The sequence below is a fragment of the Kitasatospora sp. NPDC059673 genome, from assembly GCF_042734215.1.
GTDB lineage: Bacteria > Actinomycetota > Actinomycetes > Streptomycetales > Streptomycetaceae > Kitasatospora.
In genome coordinates this window covers 228,602-247,222 of the sequence record NZ_JBHWEN010000008.1, presented here as the reverse complement: position 1 = coordinate 247,222, position 18,621 = coordinate 228,602, and the positions used below count along the sequence as shown (strand labels likewise).

14 protein-coding genes and 1 riboswitch are annotated in these 18,621 nt (G+C 70.9%); of the genes, 3 read left to right on the top strand and 11 right to left on the bottom strand.

What is annotated here, in order from left to right; all coding sequences use genetic code 11:
* Positions 1 to 288: 288 nt before the first annotated feature.
* Both ACFV18_RS12925 and ACFV18_RS12920 read left to right on the top strand, forming a co-directional pair.
* Entirely contained in the window at positions 289 to 1,638 is a 1,350-nt protein-coding gene (locus tag ACFV18_RS12925; RefSeq protein ID WP_380482334.1) for a glycoside hydrolase domain-containing protein, read from the top strand.
* A 132-nt stretch (positions 1,639 to 1,770) separates the two neighbouring features.
* Positions 1,771 to 3,762: a glycoside hydrolase domain-containing protein gene (locus tag ACFV18_RS12920; RefSeq protein WP_380482332.1), complete on the top strand. Its 1,992-nt coding sequence runs from the start codon at positions 1,771 to 1,773 to the stop codon at positions 3,760 to 3,762.
* An 86-nt stretch (positions 3,763 to 3,848) separates the two neighbouring features.
* Here the strand turns inward: ACFV18_RS12920 and ACFV18_RS12915 are convergent, their stop codons facing one another.
* From ACFV18_RS12915 to ACFV18_RS12905, 3 genes are all read right to left on the bottom strand, one after another.
* A complete protein-coding gene (locus ACFV18_RS12915) occupies positions 3,849 to 4,868 on the bottom strand; it encodes a ribonucleotide-diphosphate reductase subunit beta (protein ID WP_380482330.1) in 1,020 nt (339 codons plus the stop codon).
* Positions 4,868 to 7,282, bottom strand: a complete 2,415-nt coding sequence (locus ACFV18_RS12910) for a ribonucleoside-diphosphate reductase subunit alpha (RefSeq protein ID WP_380482328.1) — start codon at positions 7,280 to 7,282, stop codon at positions 4,868 to 4,870. Before ACFV18_RS12910 ends, ACFV18_RS12915 begins: the two co-directional genes overlap by 1 nt.
* A 171-nt stretch (positions 7,283 to 7,453) precedes the next feature.
* Positions 7,454 to 7,592, bottom strand: a riboswitch (cobalamin riboswitch).
* Between the two features lie 114 nt (positions 7,593 to 7,706).
* Positions 7,707 to 7,841: a hypothetical protein gene (locus tag ACFV18_RS12905; RefSeq protein WP_380482326.1), complete on the bottom strand. Its 135-nt coding sequence runs from the start codon at positions 7,839 to 7,841 to the stop codon at positions 7,707 to 7,709.
* Positions 7,842 to 8,131: 290 nt separating this feature from the next.
* Between ACFV18_RS12905 and ACFV18_RS12900 the strand changes: the two genes are divergently transcribed.
* Entirely contained in the window at positions 8,132 to 9,124 is a 993-nt protein-coding gene (locus ACFV18_RS12900; RefSeq protein WP_380482353.1) for a GlxA family transcriptional regulator, read from the top strand.
* Between the two features lie 7 nt (positions 9,125 to 9,131).
* Here ACFV18_RS12900 and ACFV18_RS12895 read toward each other — a convergent pair whose 3' ends face one another.
* The 8 genes from ACFV18_RS12895 to ACFV18_RS12860 form a co-directional block, all read right to left on the bottom strand.
* Complete coding sequence (locus tag ACFV18_RS12895; protein ID WP_380482324.1) at positions 9,132 to 9,878, bottom strand: histidine phosphatase family protein; 747 nt, start codon at positions 9,876 to 9,878, stop codon at positions 9,132 to 9,134.
* A 166-nt stretch (positions 9,879 to 10,044) separates the two neighbouring features.
* Entirely contained in the window at positions 10,045 to 11,640 is a 1,596-nt protein-coding gene (gene mctP, locus ACFV18_RS12890; RefSeq protein WP_380482352.1) for a monocarboxylate uptake permease MctP, read from the bottom strand.
* A 20-nt stretch (positions 11,641 to 11,660) separates the two neighbouring features.
* Entirely contained in the window at positions 11,661 to 11,963 is a 303-nt protein-coding gene (locus ACFV18_RS12885; RefSeq protein WP_380482322.1) for a DUF3311 domain-containing protein, read from the bottom strand.
* Between the two features lie 204 nt (positions 11,964 to 12,167).
* The gene (locus ACFV18_RS12880) at positions 12,168 to 12,950 is read right to left on the bottom strand and encodes a GntR family transcriptional regulator (protein ID WP_380482320.1); all 783 of its coding nucleotides are present in this window, start codon (positions 12,948 to 12,950) and stop codon (positions 12,168 to 12,170) included.
* Between the two features lie 172 nt (positions 12,951 to 13,122).
* A complete protein-coding gene (locus ACFV18_RS12875) occupies positions 13,123 to 14,697 on the bottom strand; it encodes a glycoside hydrolase family 3 protein (protein ID WP_380482319.1) in 1,575 nt (524 codons plus the stop codon).
* Positions 14,698 to 14,759: 62 nt separating this feature from the next.
* Complete coding sequence (locus ACFV18_RS12870; protein ID WP_380482317.1) at positions 14,760 to 15,683, bottom strand: carbohydrate ABC transporter permease; 924 nt, start codon at positions 15,681 to 15,683, stop codon at positions 14,760 to 14,762.
* The gene (locus ACFV18_RS12865) at positions 15,680 to 16,669 is read right to left on the bottom strand and encodes a carbohydrate ABC transporter permease (protein WP_380482315.1); all 990 of its coding nucleotides are present in this window, start codon (positions 16,667 to 16,669) and stop codon (positions 15,680 to 15,682) included. The genes ACFV18_RS12870 and ACFV18_RS12865 overlap by 4 nt, the downstream gene beginning before the upstream one ends.
* A gap of 149 nt (positions 16,670 to 16,818) precedes the next feature.
* A complete protein-coding gene (locus ACFV18_RS12860; RefSeq protein ID WP_380482313.1) occupies positions 16,819 to 18,132 on the bottom strand; it encodes an extracellular solute-binding protein in 1,314 nt (437 codons plus the stop codon).
* Between the last annotated feature and the right edge of the window lie 489 nt (positions 18,133 to 18,621).

The window sequence follows — 18,621 nt, the reverse complement described above, 5'->3', positions numbered from 1 at the left end:
CGCGCCCACCGGCGCGACCCCCCTTCCGGTATGTCCGAGTTCGGGCGGGTGTGTCGGGCCCCAGCGGCGCGAAAGCGGCGGCTAGTGTCCGCGAGCAGACGCGACGGAACTCGGGCGGGAGGCTGGCCGATGGGCAGGCTGCGGCGGACGGCGGCACACGCCGGACTGGTCTTACTGGTGGTGGCGGGGACCGGCGGGGGCTGGTCTGCGGGGGCCGCTCAGAGGATGGAGAAACGTTTGGCCGACGGGGGTACGCCGGTCCGGCCACCCGGTAACCGGCCCCCGCCGGTGGCGGACCTGGCACCCGCACCCCGCACCTGCCTGCGGCAGGACGTCAGCGCGATCGATCCCGGGGCACCGGCCGAGGACCGGGACTGCCGGACCTCACCGGGGCCGGTCCTCGCGCACGGACTGCTGATCGAACCCGCCCGGCCCGCGCCGCTCCCGCCGCAAGGATCACAGGACGCCGCCGCCCCCCAGAAATCCCCTGCGGCCACCGAGGCCCAGAACGGCGGCGCCCCGGAGCCCATTCGCGACAGCGGCGAAGGCGACGGCCCCCGCACCGACGTCGTCGGCTACGCCTTCGACCGCTGCTCCGCACCGCCCGACAGCGCGATGCAGACCTGGGCCGAGTCCTCCCCCTACCGGGCCGTCGGCGTGTACATCGGCGGGCCCGAGCAGGCCTGCGCCTCGCCCGACCGCGACTGGGTGGACGCCCGGGCCGCCGAGGGCTGGGGGTTCCTGCCGATCTACGTCGGCCACCAGGCCGCCCGCGGCAAACTGCTGGTGGACGCCGACCAGGGAACCGCCCGGCAGCAGGGCTCCGACGCCGCCGACGACGCCGTGCAGAAGGCCGAAGGGCTGGGCTTCCAGAGCGGCGCGGTGCTCTACAACGACATGGAGAACTACGAGTCCTCCGTCTACCGCGACCGCGTCCTCGCCTACCTGGCCGGCTGGACCGACCAGGTGCACGCCCACGGCTACCGCTCCGGCGTCTACACCGGCGCCGCCAGCGGAGTACAGGACCTCACCGGACGCCTGGACGACGACTCCTACCCGCAGCCCGACGTCCTGTGGTCCGCCTCCTGGAACTCCCACCACGACGTCACCGACGACGGCATGGGCCTGCCCGACGGCGCCGGCTACTTCACCGGCGGCCGGCGCGCCCACCAGTACCTGGGCGACACCACCGAGGAGTACGGCGGCGTCAGCATGACCATCGACGCCAGCTACCTCGACGTCACCTCGCCCGCCGGCGGCGACGGCCGGCTGCGCCCCGGCGAGCGGCTCGCCACCGGACGCAGCGTCAGCACCCGAACGGTGACGCTGACCATGCAGGACGACGGCGACCTCACCGTCCGGGTGCGCGGCGACGGCCGGCTGCTGTGGTCGGCCGGCACCGGCGGCCACCCGGGCGCGTACGCGGTGCAGCAGGACGACGGCAACCTGGTGCTCTACGCCCCCGACGGCGGACCCGGGGTCGGCGGCGCGCTGTGGGCCACCGGCACCTGGAACAGCCCGGGCGCGTTCGCGATGCTGCAGGACGACGGCAACTTCGTGGTGTACCGGCGCGGCGGCGGCCCGCAGATCGGCGGCGCGCTGTGGGGAACCGCCACCTGGGGTCTTTCCGTCCACTGAGCAGGGACGAGTGAGCACGCGCCGACCGGACGGGCCGCAGGGCCAAAAGGGCCTGGAGGCGGTCAGTGGTATCCACTACAGTCCCTGACGTCACATCAGGTCGGATGCGACTCAATCAAGGGGCGGGAACAAATGAAGCGTCGTACAGCAGCACGGGCTGCGGCCGTCGTGCTGGCCGTGTCGGGACTGGCCACGGCCGTTCCGAACGCGTGGGGTGCCGACACGTCGGGGGCGGCGACGGGCACCGCCGGGCAGGCCACCAAGCGGATCGACTACCAGGGCTTCCACGCCCAGGTGCCCGCAGACTGGCCGGTCGTCGACCTCGCCGCCGCGCCGGGCACCTGCGTCCGGCTCGACGTCAGCGCCGTCTACCTGGGCACCCCGAGCGGGGACCAGAACTGCCCGGCGCACCTCGCGCCCGGCCGCGCCGACGGACTGCTGATCCAGCCGGCGGAGAGCGGGCGCGTCCAGGGCACCGTGGTGCCCGGGCAGCCCGTCGCGCAGAGCGTCCTGAAGGACGCCGCGGCCGGCCACCAGATCCAGGCCAAGCTCGGCAACTCCGGGCTTCAGGTGACGGCCAGTTACGCCACCTCGGCCGACCGGGTCCGGCAGATCCTGGAGACCGCGAGCGTCGACGCCGGCGCCCGCCCGTCCGCCGCGCCGTCCACCGCGAAGCCCGCCCTGGCCGGCTCCGCCCCGCGCACCGACGTCGCCGGGTTCGCCTTCGACCGCTGCGCCGCGCCGTCGGACGCCACCATGTCGGCCTGGGCCGCGAACTCCCCGTACCGGGCCGTCGGCGTGTACATCGGCGGGCCCTCGCAGGCCTGCGCCTCGCCGGCGAAGAGCTGGGTGGACTCCCGGAACGCCGAGGGCTGGGGCTTCATGCCGATCTACGTCGGCGCCCAGGCCGCCCGCGGCAACGTGCTGATCTCCGCCGATGTGGCCACCGCCCGTCAGCAGGGCTCCGACGCCGCCAACGACGCGATCGCCAAGGCCAACGGCCTCGGCTTCCAGGCCGGCGCGGTGCTCTACAACGACATGGAGAACTACGACTCCTCCGTCTACCGCGACCGGGTGGTCTCCTACCTGGCCGGCTGGACCGCGCAGCTGCACACCAAGGGCTACCGCTCCGGCGTCTACGCCAGCGCCTCCAGCGGCGTCAAGGACCTCGCCGCCCGCTACACCGACAGCTCCTACCCGGAGCCCGACGTGCTGTGGGCCGCCGCCTGGAACTCCCACCACGACGTGACCGACGCCGGCATGGGCCTGACCACCCCCGGCCAGTGGACCGGCGGCCGCCGCGCCCACCAGTACTCCGGCGACGTCACCGAGAGCTACGGCGGTGTCAGCCTGGGCATCGACGCCAACTACCTGGACGTCACCTCGAATGCCTCGGGCAACACCCTGCAGCCCGGCCAGCGGCTCGCCTCGGGTCAGAGCCTCACCAGCGACTCGATGACGCTGACCATGCAGCCCGACGGCAACCTGGTCGCCTACCTGAAGGCCGGCACCGGCAGCCGCCCGGTGTGGAGCACCAAGACCTACGGCAACTCCGGTGCGTACGCGGTCATGCAGGACGACGGCAACCTGGTGATCTACCGCGCCGACGGCGGCCCGGGCAACGGCGGCGCGCTGTGGGCCACCACCACCGCGAGCGGCGGCGCGTACGCGATGCTGCAGGACGACGGCAACTTCGTGGTCTACCGCAAGGGCGGCGGCCAGGGCAACGGCGCGCTGTGGGCCAGCGGCTCCCAGGCCCTCTCGCCGCTCGTCTTCTCCGGGCGGCAGCTGTCCAACAACCAGTGGACCCAGTCGGCGACCGTCCGGATGGTCATGCAGGACGACGGCAACCTGGTGCTCTACCGCCGCAGCGACAACAGCGTGCTGTGGACCAGCTACACGTACAACAACCCGGGCGCGTACCTCTTCATGCAGCCCGACGGCAACCTGGTGATCTACAAGGCCGGCACCACCACCGGCGCCCTGTGGCAGAGCAGCACCTACAGCAACCCGGGCGCGTACGGGCTGCTGCAGGACGACGGCAACTTCGTGGTCTACCGCCAGGGCGGCGGCCCGACCACCGGTGGCCCGCTCTGGTCCACCAGCACCTACGGCCAGGGCTGACCCGGAGGCCGGCCCCGGAACACGGCCGAGGGCCGCACCCCCGCTCAGCGGCGGGGGTGCGGCCCTCGGGTCGTTTCGGCGTCGGCCTAGAAGTCGTCGTCGAAGGAGACCGAGCCCTCCACGGCGACCTGGTACGCGGAGACCCGGCGCTCGAAGAAGTTGGTCAGCTCCTGGACGTTCTGCAGCTCCATGAACCCGAACGGGTTGGTGGAGCCGTAGCGGATCGGCAGGCCGAGACGGGCCAGGCGCTGGTCGGCGACGGCCTCCAGGTACTGGCGCATCGAGGCGGTGTTCATGCCGGGCAGGCCGTCACCGCACAGGTCCTGGGCGAACTGGAGCTCGGCCTCGACGGCCTCCTCCAGCATCTCGGTGACCTGCTGGGCCATCTTGTCGTCGAAGAGGTCGGGCTCCTCCTCGCGGACGGTGTCGACCACCGAGAACGCGAAGTCCATGTGCATCGACTCGTCGCGGAACACCCAGTTGGTGCCGGTCGCCAGGCCGTGCAGCAGGCCGCGGCTGCGGAACCAGTACACGTAGGCGAACGCGCCGTAGAAGAACAGGCCCTCGACGCACGCCGCGAAGCAGATCAGGTTCAGCAGGAAGGCCCGCCGGTCCTCCTTGCTCTGCAGCGAGTCGATGTGATCGACCGCGTTCATGTACTTGAAGCAGAACTGGGCCTTCTGCGCGATGGAGGGGATGTTCTCCACCGCGGCGAACGCCGCCGCCCGGTCGTCCGGGTCGGGCAGGTAGGTGTCCAGCAGCGTCAGATAGAACTGGACGTGCACGGCCTCCTCGAACAGCTGCCGCGACAGGTAGAGCCGCGCCTCCGGCGAGTTGATGTGCTTGTAGAGGCTCAGCACCACGTTGTTCGAGACGATCGAGTCACCGGTGGCGAAGAACGCGACCAGCCGGCCGATCATGTGCCGCTCGCCGTCGCTGAGCTTGGCCAGATCGGCGACGTCGGAGTGCAGGTCCACCTCCTCGACGGTCCAGGTGTTCTTGATCGCGTCCCGGTACCGGTCGTAGAACGACGGGTAGCGCATCGGACGCAGCGTCAGCTCGAAGCCCGGGTCGAGCAGCATCTTCTTCTGGTCTTCGGAGCTCATTACTGGCACGCCTCGCAGGACTCGGGGTTCTCCAGGGAGCAGGCGATGGCGTCCTGCTCGGCCTGGCTGAGGGTCGGGGTCTGCACCGGCACGGGCGCGGCGGTGCGGGCGGCACCCGACGCGGCCTGGGCGATCCGGGTCGCGGGGCGGGAGCGCAGGTAGTAGGTGGTCTTCAGACCGACCTTCCAGGCGTAGGCGTACATCGAGGACAGCTTGCCGATGGTCGGCGCCGCCATGAACAGGTTCAGCGACTGGCTCTGGTCGATGTACGGCTGCCGGGCGGCGGCCAGGTCGATCAGGGCGCGCTGCGGCAGCTCCCACGCGGTGCGGTACAGCGAACGGACGTTCTCCGGCAGCCACTTGAAGTCCTGCACGGAGCCGTTGGCCTCGCGCAGCGCGTCCCGGGTCTGCTGGTCCCAGACGCCGAGCTCCTTCAGCTCGCGCACCAGGTACGGGTTGACCTGGAGGAACTCGCCGGACAGCGTCTCGCGCTTGAACAGGTTGGACACCTGCGGCTCGATGCACTCGTAGACGCCGGCGATGGACGCGATGGTCGCGGTCGGGGCGATCGCCAGCAGCAGCGAGTTGCGCAGGCCGGTCTCGGCGATCCGGACGCGCAGCGCCTCCCAGCGCCCGGCCCACTGCGGGGTGGCGCTGCCGAAGTGGTCGATGTGCAGCTCGCCGCGGGCCGCGCGGGTCTCGCCGTACGCCTCGTGGCGGCCGAACTGCTCGGCGAGGTCCGCGGAGCGCTCGTACGCGGTGAGCATGATGCGCTCGGCGATCAGCGTGGAGAGGGCCTTGGCCTCGGCGGAGTCGAAGTCCAGCCGGAGCTTGAAGAAGACGTCCTGCAGGCCCATCACGCCCAGGCCCACCGGGCGCCAGCGGGAGTTGGACGCCCCGGCCTCGGTGGTCGGGTAGAAGTTGATGTCGATCACGCGGTCGAGGAAGGTGACCGCGGTGCGCACGGTGGCGTCCAGGCGGTCCCAGTCCATGGCGTTGATCAGGTCGTCGGCCGAGGCGCCCGGGGCGACGTGCGCGCCCAGGTTGACCGAGCCCAGGTTGCAGACCGCGGTCTCGGAGTCGTCGGTGACCTCCAGGATCTCGGTGCACAGGTTCGAGGAGTGCACCGTGCGGCCCGGCAGCGCGGTCTGGTTGGCGGCCCGGTTGGAGGCGTCCTTGAAGGTCATCCAGCCGTTGCCGGTCTGCGCCAGGGTGCGCATCATCCGGGCGTACAGGGTCTGCGCGGGGATGGTGCGCACGGCCTTGCCGGCCAGCTCGGCCTTGCGGTAGGCCTCGTCGAAGTCGGCGCCCCACAGGTCGACCAGCTCGGGGACGTCCGCCGGGGAGAACAGCGACCAGTCCTCGTTGGCGTTCACGCGGCGCATGAACTCGTCCGGGATCCAGTGCGCCAGGTTCAGGTTGTGGGTGCGCCGGGCCTCCTCGCCGGTGTTGTCGCGGAGCTCCAGGAACTCCTCGATGTCGGCGTGCCAGGTCTCCAGGTACACGCAGGCCGCGCCCTTGCGCCGTCCGCCCTGGTTGACCGCCGCCACGGAGGAGTCCAGGGTGCGCAGGAACGGGACGATGCCGTTCGACTTGCCGTTGGTGCCGCGGATCAGCGAGCCGCGGGAGCGGATCCGCGAGTAGGACAGGCCGATGCCGCCGGCGTGCTTGGACAGCCGGGCGATCTGCGCGTAGCGGTTGTAGATCGAGTCCAGGTTGTCCAGCGGCGAGTCCAGCAGGTAGCAGGAGGACATCTGCGGGTGCCGGGTGCCGGAGTTGAACAGCGTCGGGGAGCTGGTCAGGTACTCCAGGCGGCTCATCAGCTTGTACAGCTCGGCCACCTCCAGCACCGACTGCTCGGAGGTGCCGACCGCCAGGCCCGCCGCGACGCGCAGCAGGAAGTGCTGCGGGGTCTCCACCACCTTGCGGGTGATCGGGTGGCGCAGCAGGTAGCGGGACTGCACGGTGCGCAGGCCGAAGTACTCGAAGCGGTCGTCGCCGGCGGCGTCGATCAGCGAGTCGAACAGCTCGGTGTGGGCGGCGACGAACTCGGCGGTCGCGTCGCCGATCAGGCCCTCGGCGTGGCCGACGGCGATCGAGGCGGAGAACGAGGTGACGCCCTGGGAGGCGGCCTCGTCGGCGATCTCCATCGCGAGCAGGCGGGCGGCCAGCTTCGAGTACTGCGGGTCCTCGGCGATCATCGACGCGGCGGCCTCCACGGCCAGCCCGCGCAGCTCGGCGAAGTCCGAGCCCGCGTGGCGGCCGCGCAGCGCGGCGGCGGCGACGTGGCCGGGGTCCACCTGGGGGAGGTCGGTGCTGCGGTCGGTGAGCAGCCGAAGCAGCGCCGCACCGGGGTCGGTGAAGGCGTCGGCGGAACCCTGGGACGGCAGGGTGACTGAGGCGGCGACGGTCAAGGCGCACTCTCTCCTGTGGCGGCGGCGGACGTGGCTCAAGGTGTCCGGTGGCGCGCGTGCGGCAGGGGAGGACGGCACGCCGAAAACGCTCGATCGGCGCGCGAAAGACCCACCCCCGGCCCGCCCGCGAGGCCGGACGGCAAAGCTGTGCTGCATGGCGTCTGCGGGGATGCCGTGTCGCACACCGTCAGCAGGTCCTCGGACTGCGCGGGCGTCGCTACAGCCCGCTCACCGTTGCGGGGCAGTCCCGGATTCGCACCGGGTTCCCCTGCTTCGACAGCGAGGTCGAGCATACATGTTGTGGCGGCTGGAGCTGGCGGCACCAGATGTAGTAGCGCGTGTCGCGTCAGAGGTGCCGCGCGTAGACAACGGAAACCACGCCGGAGCCACCAGGGAACCGCCGCAGAACCGTCGCAGAACCGCCTCAGAACCGCATCGTGCAGACCATCAGGTCCACGCCCGGGGCCGCCTCCCAGTCCCGCTCGGGGGCGCGGAGGAAGCCCAGAGCATCGTAGATCCGGTGCGCCGCGGTCATCTGCGGCCGGGTGGAGGACGCCATCCCGGCCAGCTCGGGTTCCCGGCTGCGGTCGATCGCCGCGCGGTGTCCCGGAGGAGCTCGGCGTGGCCGGATCCGGGGCGGGTGCGGCCGTCGCCGGCGAAGGCTTCGACGCCGACCTCCCCGGCTCCGGCGAGATCGTGGTCCGGGGCGCGGCGGACGGTCGGGGAGTGCACCCGGACAGTGTGCCGGACGGCTCGCGGCGCGGTTCGGCCAGGTCCCGGTCAGGGGTGGGGCAGTGCTGGCAGGAACGCGCCGTTGCCGCGAAATCCTGCCACTGCCATGCTGGGCCGATGCTGAAGAACGTCGCGGTGATCGTGCTGGAGGACATCCACCCCTTCGAACTGGGCGTGGCCTGCGAGGTGTTCGGCATGGACCGCAGCGCCGCCGGCCTGCCCGGGTACGAGTTCGGCCTGGTCGGCGACCGGCCCGGCCCGATGCGCACCCACGCCGGCTTCGCGGTGCAGGTGCCCCACGGCCCGGAGCGGCTCGCCGAGGCGGACCTGGTGATCGCCGCCGCCACCGGCATCCGCGAGCACTACCCCGAGGCGCTGTGCGAGGCGCTGCGGGCCGCCCACGCGCGCGGCGCGCACCTGCTGTCGATCTGCTCCGGCAGCTTCCTGTTCGGCGCCGCCGGCCTGCTGGACGGCCGCCGCAGCACCACGCACTGGCAGTACGCCCACCTGATGGCCGAGCGCTTCCCACTGACCACCGTCGAACCCGACGTGCTGTACGTGGACGACGACCCGGTGATCACCTCGGCCGGCACCGCCGCCGGCATCGACGCCTGCCTGCACCTGGTGCGCAAGGTGCAGGGCGCCGAGGTGGCCCGGGAGATCGCCCGCCGGATGGTGGTCGCCCCGCACCGCGACGGCGGGCAGGCGCAGTTCATCAACCGCCCGCTGCCCGAGAGCGACGGCGACTCGCTGGCCGGGACGCTGGAGTGGATGCGCCGCCGCCTCGACCGGGAGGTCAGCGTGGACGACCTCGCCCGGCACGCCCACATGTCCCCGCGCACCTTCGCCCGGCGCTTCCAGCAGGAGACCGGCACCACCCCGCACCGGTGGCTGACCGGCCAGCGGGTGCTGCTCGCGCAGCGCCTGCTGGAGTCCACCGACGAGAGCGTGGACGCCGTCGCCGCCCGCTGCGGCTTCGGCAACGCCGCCACCCTGCGGCACCACTTCGGCCGCCGCCTCGGCACCACCCCGCAGGCCTACCGGCGGGCCTTCGGCGGCCCGGGCGGACCCGGGGGGCCGGGGCGGGCCGCCGAGCGGCAGCCCGCCTGACGGCCGTTCAGGACAGGTGCGAGGTCTGGTTCCAGCCGGACGGCCGCAGCCGGCCCTCGCGGGCCCGCCACACGCTGGTCGAGCAGTTGCTCACCGGCGGCAGCGCCAGCAGCTCCTCCTCGCCCAGCCGGTCCAGCACATGACGCAGCATCAGCACCGTGCAGTCGTGGGCGACCAGCAGCACCGGCCGGCCGGCCTCCTCCTCGTTCAGGTCGCGCAGCAGACCGCGCACCCGCAGCGCCACGTCCAGCCAGGACTCGCCGCCGGGCGGCCGGTAGTACAGCTCGCCCATCCGCCGCCGGCGTTCCGCCTCGGCGGGGTGGTCGCGTTCGATGGCGGCCTTGGTGAGCATCTCCAGCACGCCCAACTCGCGGTCGCGCAGCCGCTCGTCGTAGCGGACCGGCAGGCCCACCGGGACGGCGCCCAGCCCGGACGCCTGGGCCAGGGCGATTCTCGCGGTCTCCACGGTGCGCACGTACGGGGAGCACCACACCGAGCGGGGCCGGTCGGCGGGCGGCAGGGCGGCCCACCAGCGGCCCAGGTCGTGGGCCTGGGCCTGGCCGCGCAGGGAGAGCGGGATGTCGGCGTCCCGGCAGGTGATCGGGACGGTCAGGGCGCCGGTGGAGTCCGCGTGCCGGAACTCCACGTTGGCGGTGGATTCGCCGTGCCGGGTGGCGATCAGGACCGACGGCAGCCGCCGTCCGCCGTCGGTCTGGGCGCGGTGTCCGTTGCGTACCGTGGTGAGGTCGGTCATTGGCGGTGGCTCCCCGTTGTCGGTGCTGCTTCGGTGGTGCTCGTCTCTCCCGGTCTCTCCCGAAAACGCCTGTCATAACAGATGATCGCGCCGTCACCCCAGTGTCCACTGAGGCAACGGCGCGACCCAAGGGCGCACAGGGGGGCCGGTTGCGCCCCCGCACGCGTCAGTGCGCCAGCGTGGGCTGCGGGGCCCGCTCCACGGCCTCGTCGCCGGCCTCCGCGGAGTAGTCGGCCTTCGAGGTCTCGTCGAGGCCCTCCGGGGCCTTCAGGGCCCGCAGCACCAGCGTCAGCACCACCGCGACGAGCAGGTTCAGCACGAACCCGGTCAGGCCGATGTAGCCGATCTCGCCGATCACCGGGATCTTCGCGGCCGACCCGCCGAAGTGCGCGGTGGCCGGGGAGGACACCCCGTACGCCTTCCAGGTGCCGTAGATCATGCCGGTCGCCCAGCCGGCCAGCAGCGCCCAGCGGTGGAACCACCGGGTGAACAGGCCGGCCACCAGCGCCACCGCGGTCTGCAGGATCCACACGCCGCCCAGCAGCTGCATGTTGATCGCCGCCTGCTTGTCCATCAGCAGCACGAACGCCAGCGCACCGACCTTCACCAGCAGCGAGGCGATCTTCGCCACCCGGGTCTCCTCGGCCGGTGTCGCGGCCGGCTTCAGGAACTCCTTGTAGACGTTGCGGGTGAACAGGTTCGCCGCGGCGATCGACATGATCGCGGCCGGCACCAGCGCGCCCACCCCGATCGCCGCGAACGCCACCCCGGTGAACCAGCTCGGGAACATGTCCGCGAACAGCTGCGGAACGGCCAGCTGGGCGTTGAACTTCTTGTCGCCCTTGCTCACCCCGGCGGCGATCGCCATGAAGCCCAGCAGCGCCAGCAGGCCCAGCATCAGCGAGTACGTCGGCAGGATCGCCATGTTCCGGCGCACCGTGTTGCGGGACTTCGCCGCCAGCACGCCCGTCACCGAGTGCGGGTACATGAACAGCGCCAGCGCCGACCCGAACGCCAGCGTCGCGTACGACCATTGCCCCGCCGGCCCGGTGATCAGCGAACCCGGCGCCTTGTGGGTCACCGGGTCCGGAGTGAACTTGTGCGCCGCCGCGTCGAAGATGTGCCCGTAGCCGCCCATCCGCATCGGGATGTAGATCACCGCGACCAGGATCACCACGTACACCAGGGTGTCCTTGACGAAGGCGATCAGCGCCGGCGCCCGCAGCCCCGACGAGTACGTGTACGCCGCCAGCACGCCGAACGCCAGGAACAGCGGCAGGTCCTGCAGGAACCAGTTCCCGGTGCCGCCCACGCCCAGCACGTCCAACACCGCCTGGATGCCCACCAGTTGCAGCGCCACGTACGGCATGGTCGCCAGGATGCCGGTCAGCGCCACCGCCACCGACAGCCCGCGCGACCCGTACCGCCCGCGCACGAAGTCCGCCGTCGTCACGTAGCCGTGCACCCGCGACACCGACCACAGCCGGGGCAGGATCAGGAACACCAGCGGGTACGCGATGATCGTGTACGGCACCGCGAAGAAGCCCGCCGCGCCCGCCCCGTAGACCAGGGCCGGCACCGCGATGAACGTGTACGCCGTGTACAGGTCGCCGCCCAGCAGGAACCAGGTGATCCAGGTGCCGAAGCTGCGGCCGCCCAGACCCCACTCGTGCAGGTGCTGCGCGTCGTCCGCCCGGCGCCAGCGCGAGGCCAGGAAGCCCATCACGGTGACCGCGACGAAGAACAGCAGGAAGACCGTCATCGCGGTCCAGTCCACGTGCTTCACGACTGCGCACCCCCGTCCGGCTGGGACGGCAGCGGGAGCGGCTCGGCCGAGGCGGCCTTGCGGGCCGCCTCGTCACGGCGCAGCAGCAGGTACGCGGAGGTGGTGAACACCGCCGACAGCGGCACCCACATCAGCTGGTACCAGTAGAAGAACGGCATACCGCCGAGCACCGGGTCGGTCTTGCTGTACGACGGCACCCACAGCACCACCACGATCGGCACCAGCAGGCACAGGCCGGCCAGCACCCGGGCGGGGGAGAGCGCGGGCAGTGCGCCCGCGGATGGGGATTGAGACGACACGAGCGGCTCCCGGATGACGAGGAGTCACCTCACTGGCACCGCACCGCACATCGCTGTGCGTCCGCCGGGCAGCACCTTCGGTGATCGAAAGGTCCCCGCGAGAGTAGGACAGGGCAGTGACTTGTGTCACTACCCTGTCAACTATGCGTTACGCGGGCCGCTGCACCCGCGTCGTGCGGGTCGTCCCGAAACCGGAGGTGGGAGCTACGCGGGCCGCTTCAGCCGCGTGGTGAACTTGTACCGGTCCCCCCGGTAGATGGACCGCACCCATTCCACCGGCGCGCCGTCCGCGTCGAAGGAGTGCCGGGACAGCTGGAGCATCGGCAGGCCCAGGTCGGAGCCGAGCAGACCGGCCTCGCGCGGGTTGGCCAGGGTGGTCTCGATGGTCTCCTCGGCCTCGGCGACCGTCACCCCGTAGACCTCGCGCAGCGCGGTGTAGAGCGAGTTGTGCTTGGTGAGGTTGCGCCGGAGCGCGGGGAAGCGCTTGGCCGACAGGTGCGCCACCTCGATCGCCATCGGGTCGCCGTTCGCGAGCCGCAGGCGCTCGATGCGCAGGACGCGCCCGCCGGGCTTGATGTCCAGCAGCGGGGCGAGCCGCTCGTCCGCGGAGATGTACGCGACCTCGACCAGCCGGGAGGTCGGCTCCAGGCCCTGGGCGCGCATGTCCTCGGTGTAGGAGGTCAGTTGCAGGGCCTGCGCGACCTTCGGCTTGGCGACGAAGGTGCCCTTGCCCTGGATGCGCTCCAGCCGGCCCTCGACCACCAGTTCCTGCAGCGCCTGCCGGACGGTGGTGCGGGAGGTGTCGAACTGGGCGGCCAGCGCCCGCTCCGGGGGCACCGGGGTGCCGGTCGGCTGGGTCTCGGTCAGCTGGAGCAGGTGCCGCTTCAGGCCGTAGTACTTCGGTACCCGGGCCGTGGTGGTGGCAGGGCCGGTCTGGGTCGGCACCGTGGAGCCCTCGGCGAGCGCCGCATCCCTGTCGCCACTCATGGCAGCTCTCACTCCTCGTTGGAGACGGGGCCTTAAGAGACCCCTAAGTCCTATGTAACAGCACATGTTTGCACGCACGGGTGAGCAAGTGGGAGCACCTGCGGGCAAACCGGCATGCGAGGGGCCCGGAACGGAGCGCCTGGCGTCCGCCCCGGGCCCGTCCCCGAGTGTCTCAGCCGGCGGTGGCCGCGGTCACCGCGAGCCCGGCCAGCGCCTCCGCCGCGGCTGTCGCGCAGACCCGCGAACCGCCGTACGTGGCCAGGGTGGTGACGCCGAGCGGGGCGAACAGTCCGGCCAGCCCGTGGGCGGTGCCGATCTCCACCACCACGGCGTCGGGGCGGTGCTCCACCAGGGCGAGCGCGGCCCGGCGCATCCAGGAGTGGCGGTGCACGTCGCGCACCACCAGCACCAGCGGACGGCCCACCGCCGCGCCGAGCAGCGGGGCGGTGTCGATCTCGGCGTCCTCGGCGGCGACCGCCACGTGCAGCAGGCCGGAGCCCTCGGTGACGGTGGCCGGCGGGGAGACCCGGCTGGAGGTGGTGCCGGGGACCAGCTCGGCCAGCGGGCCGGCCACGCCCCACGGGGTGTCCTCGCCGGCCGCGATGTTCGCGCCGGGGGAGAACTCCACCACGTGCGGGATCCCGCCCAGCGGGCGCAGCTCGCCGGTGATCCGCAGCGCCCGGCGGGCGGCGGTCAGGCCGACGCCGGCCTCGCCCTGCCGGCCGGCCAACGAGGCCCGCGGCCCGGCGGACCAGCGGGCCACCGCACGGTTGCGCTCGGCCGCCTCGTGCAGCCGCCCGGCCGGCAGCCGGCCCTCGCGGACCGCCCACACCAGCGCGTCGCGCAGGTAGACGAAGGCGTCCTCGTCGTGCAGGCCGCCGCCGACGCAGATGGTGTCGGCGCCGGCCGCGACGGCCCGCACCGAGCCGGCCGCGACGCCGTGGGTGCCGGAGATGGCGCCCATCTCGATGCCGTCGGTGACGATCAGTCCGTCGAAGCCCATCTCCTCGCGGAGCAGCCCGGTCAGGATGCGCTGCGACATCGTGGCGGGCAGCTGGGCGTCGTAGGCGTCGAACAGGATGTGCGCGGTCATGATGCTCTTCACGCCGGCCGCGATGGCGGCCTTGAAGGGCAGCAGGTGCTGGCCGAACTGCTCGGCGGCCAGGTCGATCCGGGGCAGGCCGAGGTGCGAGTCGCCGGCCGTGTCGCCGTGGCCGGGGAAGTGCTTGGCGCAGGCCGCGACACCGGCGGACTGCAGGCCGCGAACGTACGCGGCGGTGTGACGGGCCGCCAGGTCGCCGTCGCCGCCGAAGGAGCGGACGCCGATCACCGGGTTGTCGGGGTTGGAGTTGACGTCCGCGTCGGGCGCGTAGTTGAGGTTCACGCCGACGGCGGCCAGGTCGAACCCGATGGAGCGGGCGACCCGTTCGGTGAGGTCGGTGTCGTCGACCTCACCGAGCGCCAGGTTCCCCGGGTAGGAGGACCCGCTGGTCACTTCGAGGCGGGTGACGTCGCCGCCCTCCTCGTCGATGGCGATCAGCAGGTCGCCGTTGAGCGCGTACATCTCCGCGGTCAGCGCGGCGACCTGCTGCGGGGTGCGGATGTTGCGGCCGAACAGGGCGACGCCGCCGAGTTCGCCGTCGCCCAGTCTGCGGCGCAGCCACTCGGGCGCGGTCAGACCGGCGAAGCCGGGCTGCAGGACCGCTCCGGCGTCGCGCAGGAGTTCGGCGCTTTCCGTACCGGGCATCGCCATGGTTCCTTCCCTGGGGGTGGAGGTGCTTCAGGTGCGATTGGGGTGAGGAAGGGACCTTAGCCCTTGACCGCACCGGCGGTGAGACCCGCCGACACCTTCTTCTGGAAGAACACGAACAGGATGATCACGGGCAGCGAGACCAGCAGGCCGCCGGCCATCTGCGCGCCGTAGTCCGCACCCCGGGTGGGGGTGGTGGAGTAGAAGGTCAGCCACATCATCGAGGTGTGGGTCTTGCTGCTGCCCATCAGCGTGTTGACGACGATGAACTCGTTCCACGCCTGAATCCAGCTGTAGACACCGGTGGTGATCAGGCCGGGCAGGGTGAGCGGCAGGATGACGCGGAAGAACGCGCCCCACTGGGTGCAGCCGTCGACCATGGCGGCCTCGTCCAGCTCCGCCGGGATGTTCACGATGAAGGAGCGCAGCGTCCAGATCACGTACGGCACGGTGAAGACCAGGTACGCGAGGACCACGCCGAACAGGGTGCCGGTCAGGTTGGCGCCGTTCATCACCACGAACAGCGGGATGATGATCGCCAGCAGCGGCACCATCTGGACCACCAGCATGGTGACGATGAAGAAGTTGCGGCCGCGGAAGTTGAACCGGGCCACCGCGACGGCGGCGAGGAAGCCGACCACCAGACCGAGCACCACCGCGCCGAGGGTGAGGGTCAGGGTGTTCTGCAGCGAGGGCAGGAACTCGGGGTCGTCGAAGATCGTGGTGTAGCTCTCGAACGAGAAGGACGAGGGCCAGAAGGTCGGGTCCTGGGAGATCAGGTCCTTGTTCGTCTTGAACGTGGTGAGGATCATCCAGTAGATCGGGAAGGCCATCACCACGGCGACGCCGATGGCGAGACTGTTCCAGAACCAGGTCGTCACCGGGCGCCGGCCGACGGTGCGGGCCTTGGCCTTCCTGGTCTTCGGCCTGGCGGTCCCGGGCGCCGCCGGCGGCCCGGACGGGTGCGTGGTCGTCGCGGTCATCGCTCGTTGGCTCCGATCTTGAGCATCTGGCGGATGTAGAACACGAGCACCGCCAGCATCATGATGATCATGACGATCGAGATCACCGAGCTCTCGCTGTAGCGGGAGCGGACGATGCCGTTCATGTACAGGTAGAGGCCGATGGTCCAGTAGCCGGGTTCGGGCGAGGTGTTGCGCAGCGAGAAGATCTGCGCGAAGACCTGGAAGTCCCAGATGAAGCTGAGTGCGGCGGAGATCATCAGGAACGGCTTGATGATCGGCAGGGTCACGTGCCGGAAGACCTGGATGTTGTTGGCGCCGTCCAGGCGGGCGGCCTCGGTCAGCTCCGGGGGCACCTGGGTGAGCGCGGCGTACAGGCCGAGGACCAGGAACGGCATCGCGCCCCAGATGATGACGGAGGCGCCGACCACGTACAGGCCGACGGTCGGGTCGGCGAACCAGTCGTAATGCTTCCAGGACTCGTCACCGGTGACCAGGAAGGCCAGGTAGTCGATCACACCGCCGTTGGCGGAGAACAGCCAGCGGAACACCTGGCCGTTGACCAGCGCGGGGATCGCCCAGACGAACATCATCACGGTGATGACGGTGACCCGGGCCCAGTTGGACACCCGGTTCAGCAGCAGCGCGATCGCCATGCTCAGCGCCATCGAGAGGACGACCAGCTCGGCGGTGAAGTAGATCGAGCGGAGCACGACCTCCCAGAACTGGTCGTCGCCGAGGATCTTGCTGTAGCCCTCGAAGCCGATGTACTTCCCCAGCGCCGGGTTCACCAGCAGCGCGTAGCGGTTGATGTTCTGGAACGACAGGTCGAACAGTCTGAACAGCGGATACGCCAGAACGCCCACCAGTACGACGACGGCGGGCAGCAGAAGGGTGTAGGGGATGTACTGGCCGGCCGCGAAGAATCCGCGGCGCTGCGGCTTCCCCGCCGGGGCAGGCCCCGACTTGTCGGACCGGGTCACGGTCTCGTTGGTGGTCACACTCATCAGGGTCCTTCCCGGGCCCGCGGGTTCTGGTCGGTCCTGGCGCACGGGTGGGCAGTCCGCAATCACGCGGACTGCCCACCCCCCAACCGGCGCTCAGTGCGGTGGTCCGCCCGGGAGCGGGCTCCCGGGCCGACCGCGGATCAGCTGGGTCAGCCGTTCAGGTCCTTGACGATGACGTCCTGGGCCTTCTTGAGCTCGGTGGCCGCGTCGCCGCCGGAGGCGATCGCGCTGAAGGCGGTCTTCAGAGCGGTCTCGTCGGCGCCGGACCACAGCGGCGAGTTCGGGATGAACCAGGTCTGGCCCTCGGCCGCCTCACCGGTGGCCTTGTTCGCCGGGTCGGCCTGCTTGTACGCGGCGACCAGGTTCTTGGCGTTCGGGATGGCGTGCTTGGCGAGCAGGGTCTGCTGCGCGGTGTTGGAGTAGATCTGCAGGAAGGTCGCGCCCAGGCCGGGGTTGGGGGCCTTGGACGGGACGGCCAGGTCGGAGCCGCCGAGGAACGCCGGGGTCGGGGAGCCGGCCGCGGTGCCCGGGAGGGCGATGGTGGCGAGCTTGTCCTTCAGGGTCGGGTCACCGATCTTCGGGTCGGCGACCGAGGCGACCTCCCAGCCGTTGCCGATGATGGCGGCGATGTTGCCCTTGGCCATCAGCGCGTCCTGGGTGGCCTCGTCGTTGGTGGTGCCGCCGGTGGAGTATTCCTTCTGCAGGTCGTTCCAGGTCTTGACGCCCTCGATGAACTTCGGGTCGGTCAGGTTGCCGGCCCACTTGTCGCCGTCCTTCTTGGCGATGACACCCTTGACGCCGAACTGGCCGGCGCCGAAGGAGACGGCGGAGTACCAGTTCTGGCCCGGCATGTAGAGCGCGGAGAAGCCCGGGACGCCGGCGTTGGCGGCCTTGACCTTGGCCAGGGCGGCCTTCAGCTCCTCGATCGTGGTCGGGGCCTGGGCGACACCGGCGGCCTCGAACAGGTCCTTGCGGTAGATCAGGACGCGCGCACCGGCGTAGTACGGGACGGCGTAGGTCTTGGAGCCGTCGGCCGACTGGCCGGAGGCGGCGACCGAGTCCAGCCACTTGTCCGAGTTGTCGAACTTGCTCTTCTCCGAGGTCAGGTCGACGAAGGAGCCGGCCTCGATGTACTTGGCGGCCTGGGTGTTGCCGACCTCCAGCGCGTCCGGGGCGTTGCCGGAGAGCAGGGCGGTGTCGAGCTTGGTGGTGTAGTTGGTCCAGGTCTGCCACTGGACGTCGACCTCGGCGCCGGTCTCCTCGGTGAACTGCTTCTTCGCCGCGTCGACGACCTCGGGCCAGCCCTTCTGGGCGTCCTGCATCAGCCAGACGGTGATCTTCTTGCCCTTGCCGTCCTTGCTCAGAGTGGCCTTGTCACCGCCGGAACCGGACGAAGACGAGGAGCAAGCCGAGGCGACGAGCACGGTGGCGACAGCGGCCACGGCTGCGATCTTGCGGTTCAAACCATCCTCCAGGGATGAGCAAGGTGGGGCACCGGGCCGCCGGGCCATTGGCCCTGAAGCTGCGTCGTGCCGTAAGGGGGAACGTCACCGGGTGACACGGACACGAACTGCCGGGGCAGGCGAGCCGATCCGCGAGGTGGAGTAGACCATTGGTTTAGACCAACGCCTGGAGATTGGCATGGACCAATGACGAGCGTCAAGGGATCGAGAAGCGTCTGCGCAAGCCGTTATCAACGCTTGACTCGGTCGTGTTGGACTGGACCAAGTCGGGAGCGGATCCGGATATGGCGGGACGAATCGACCGCACCGGAGTGCGCGCCTCCGGTTACTCGGTGTGGCCTGAAGCGAGCCTTAAGTGAGCCTTAAGGGCATACCCACCCCGGTATTGACGTGAGCGGGGCAGAACCAGCAACGGATCGACAACAAGCGGGACTTGTCATCATCACGCGCGTTGACGCTGCAAATGGTCTGGGCCAGGATCCGGAAAAC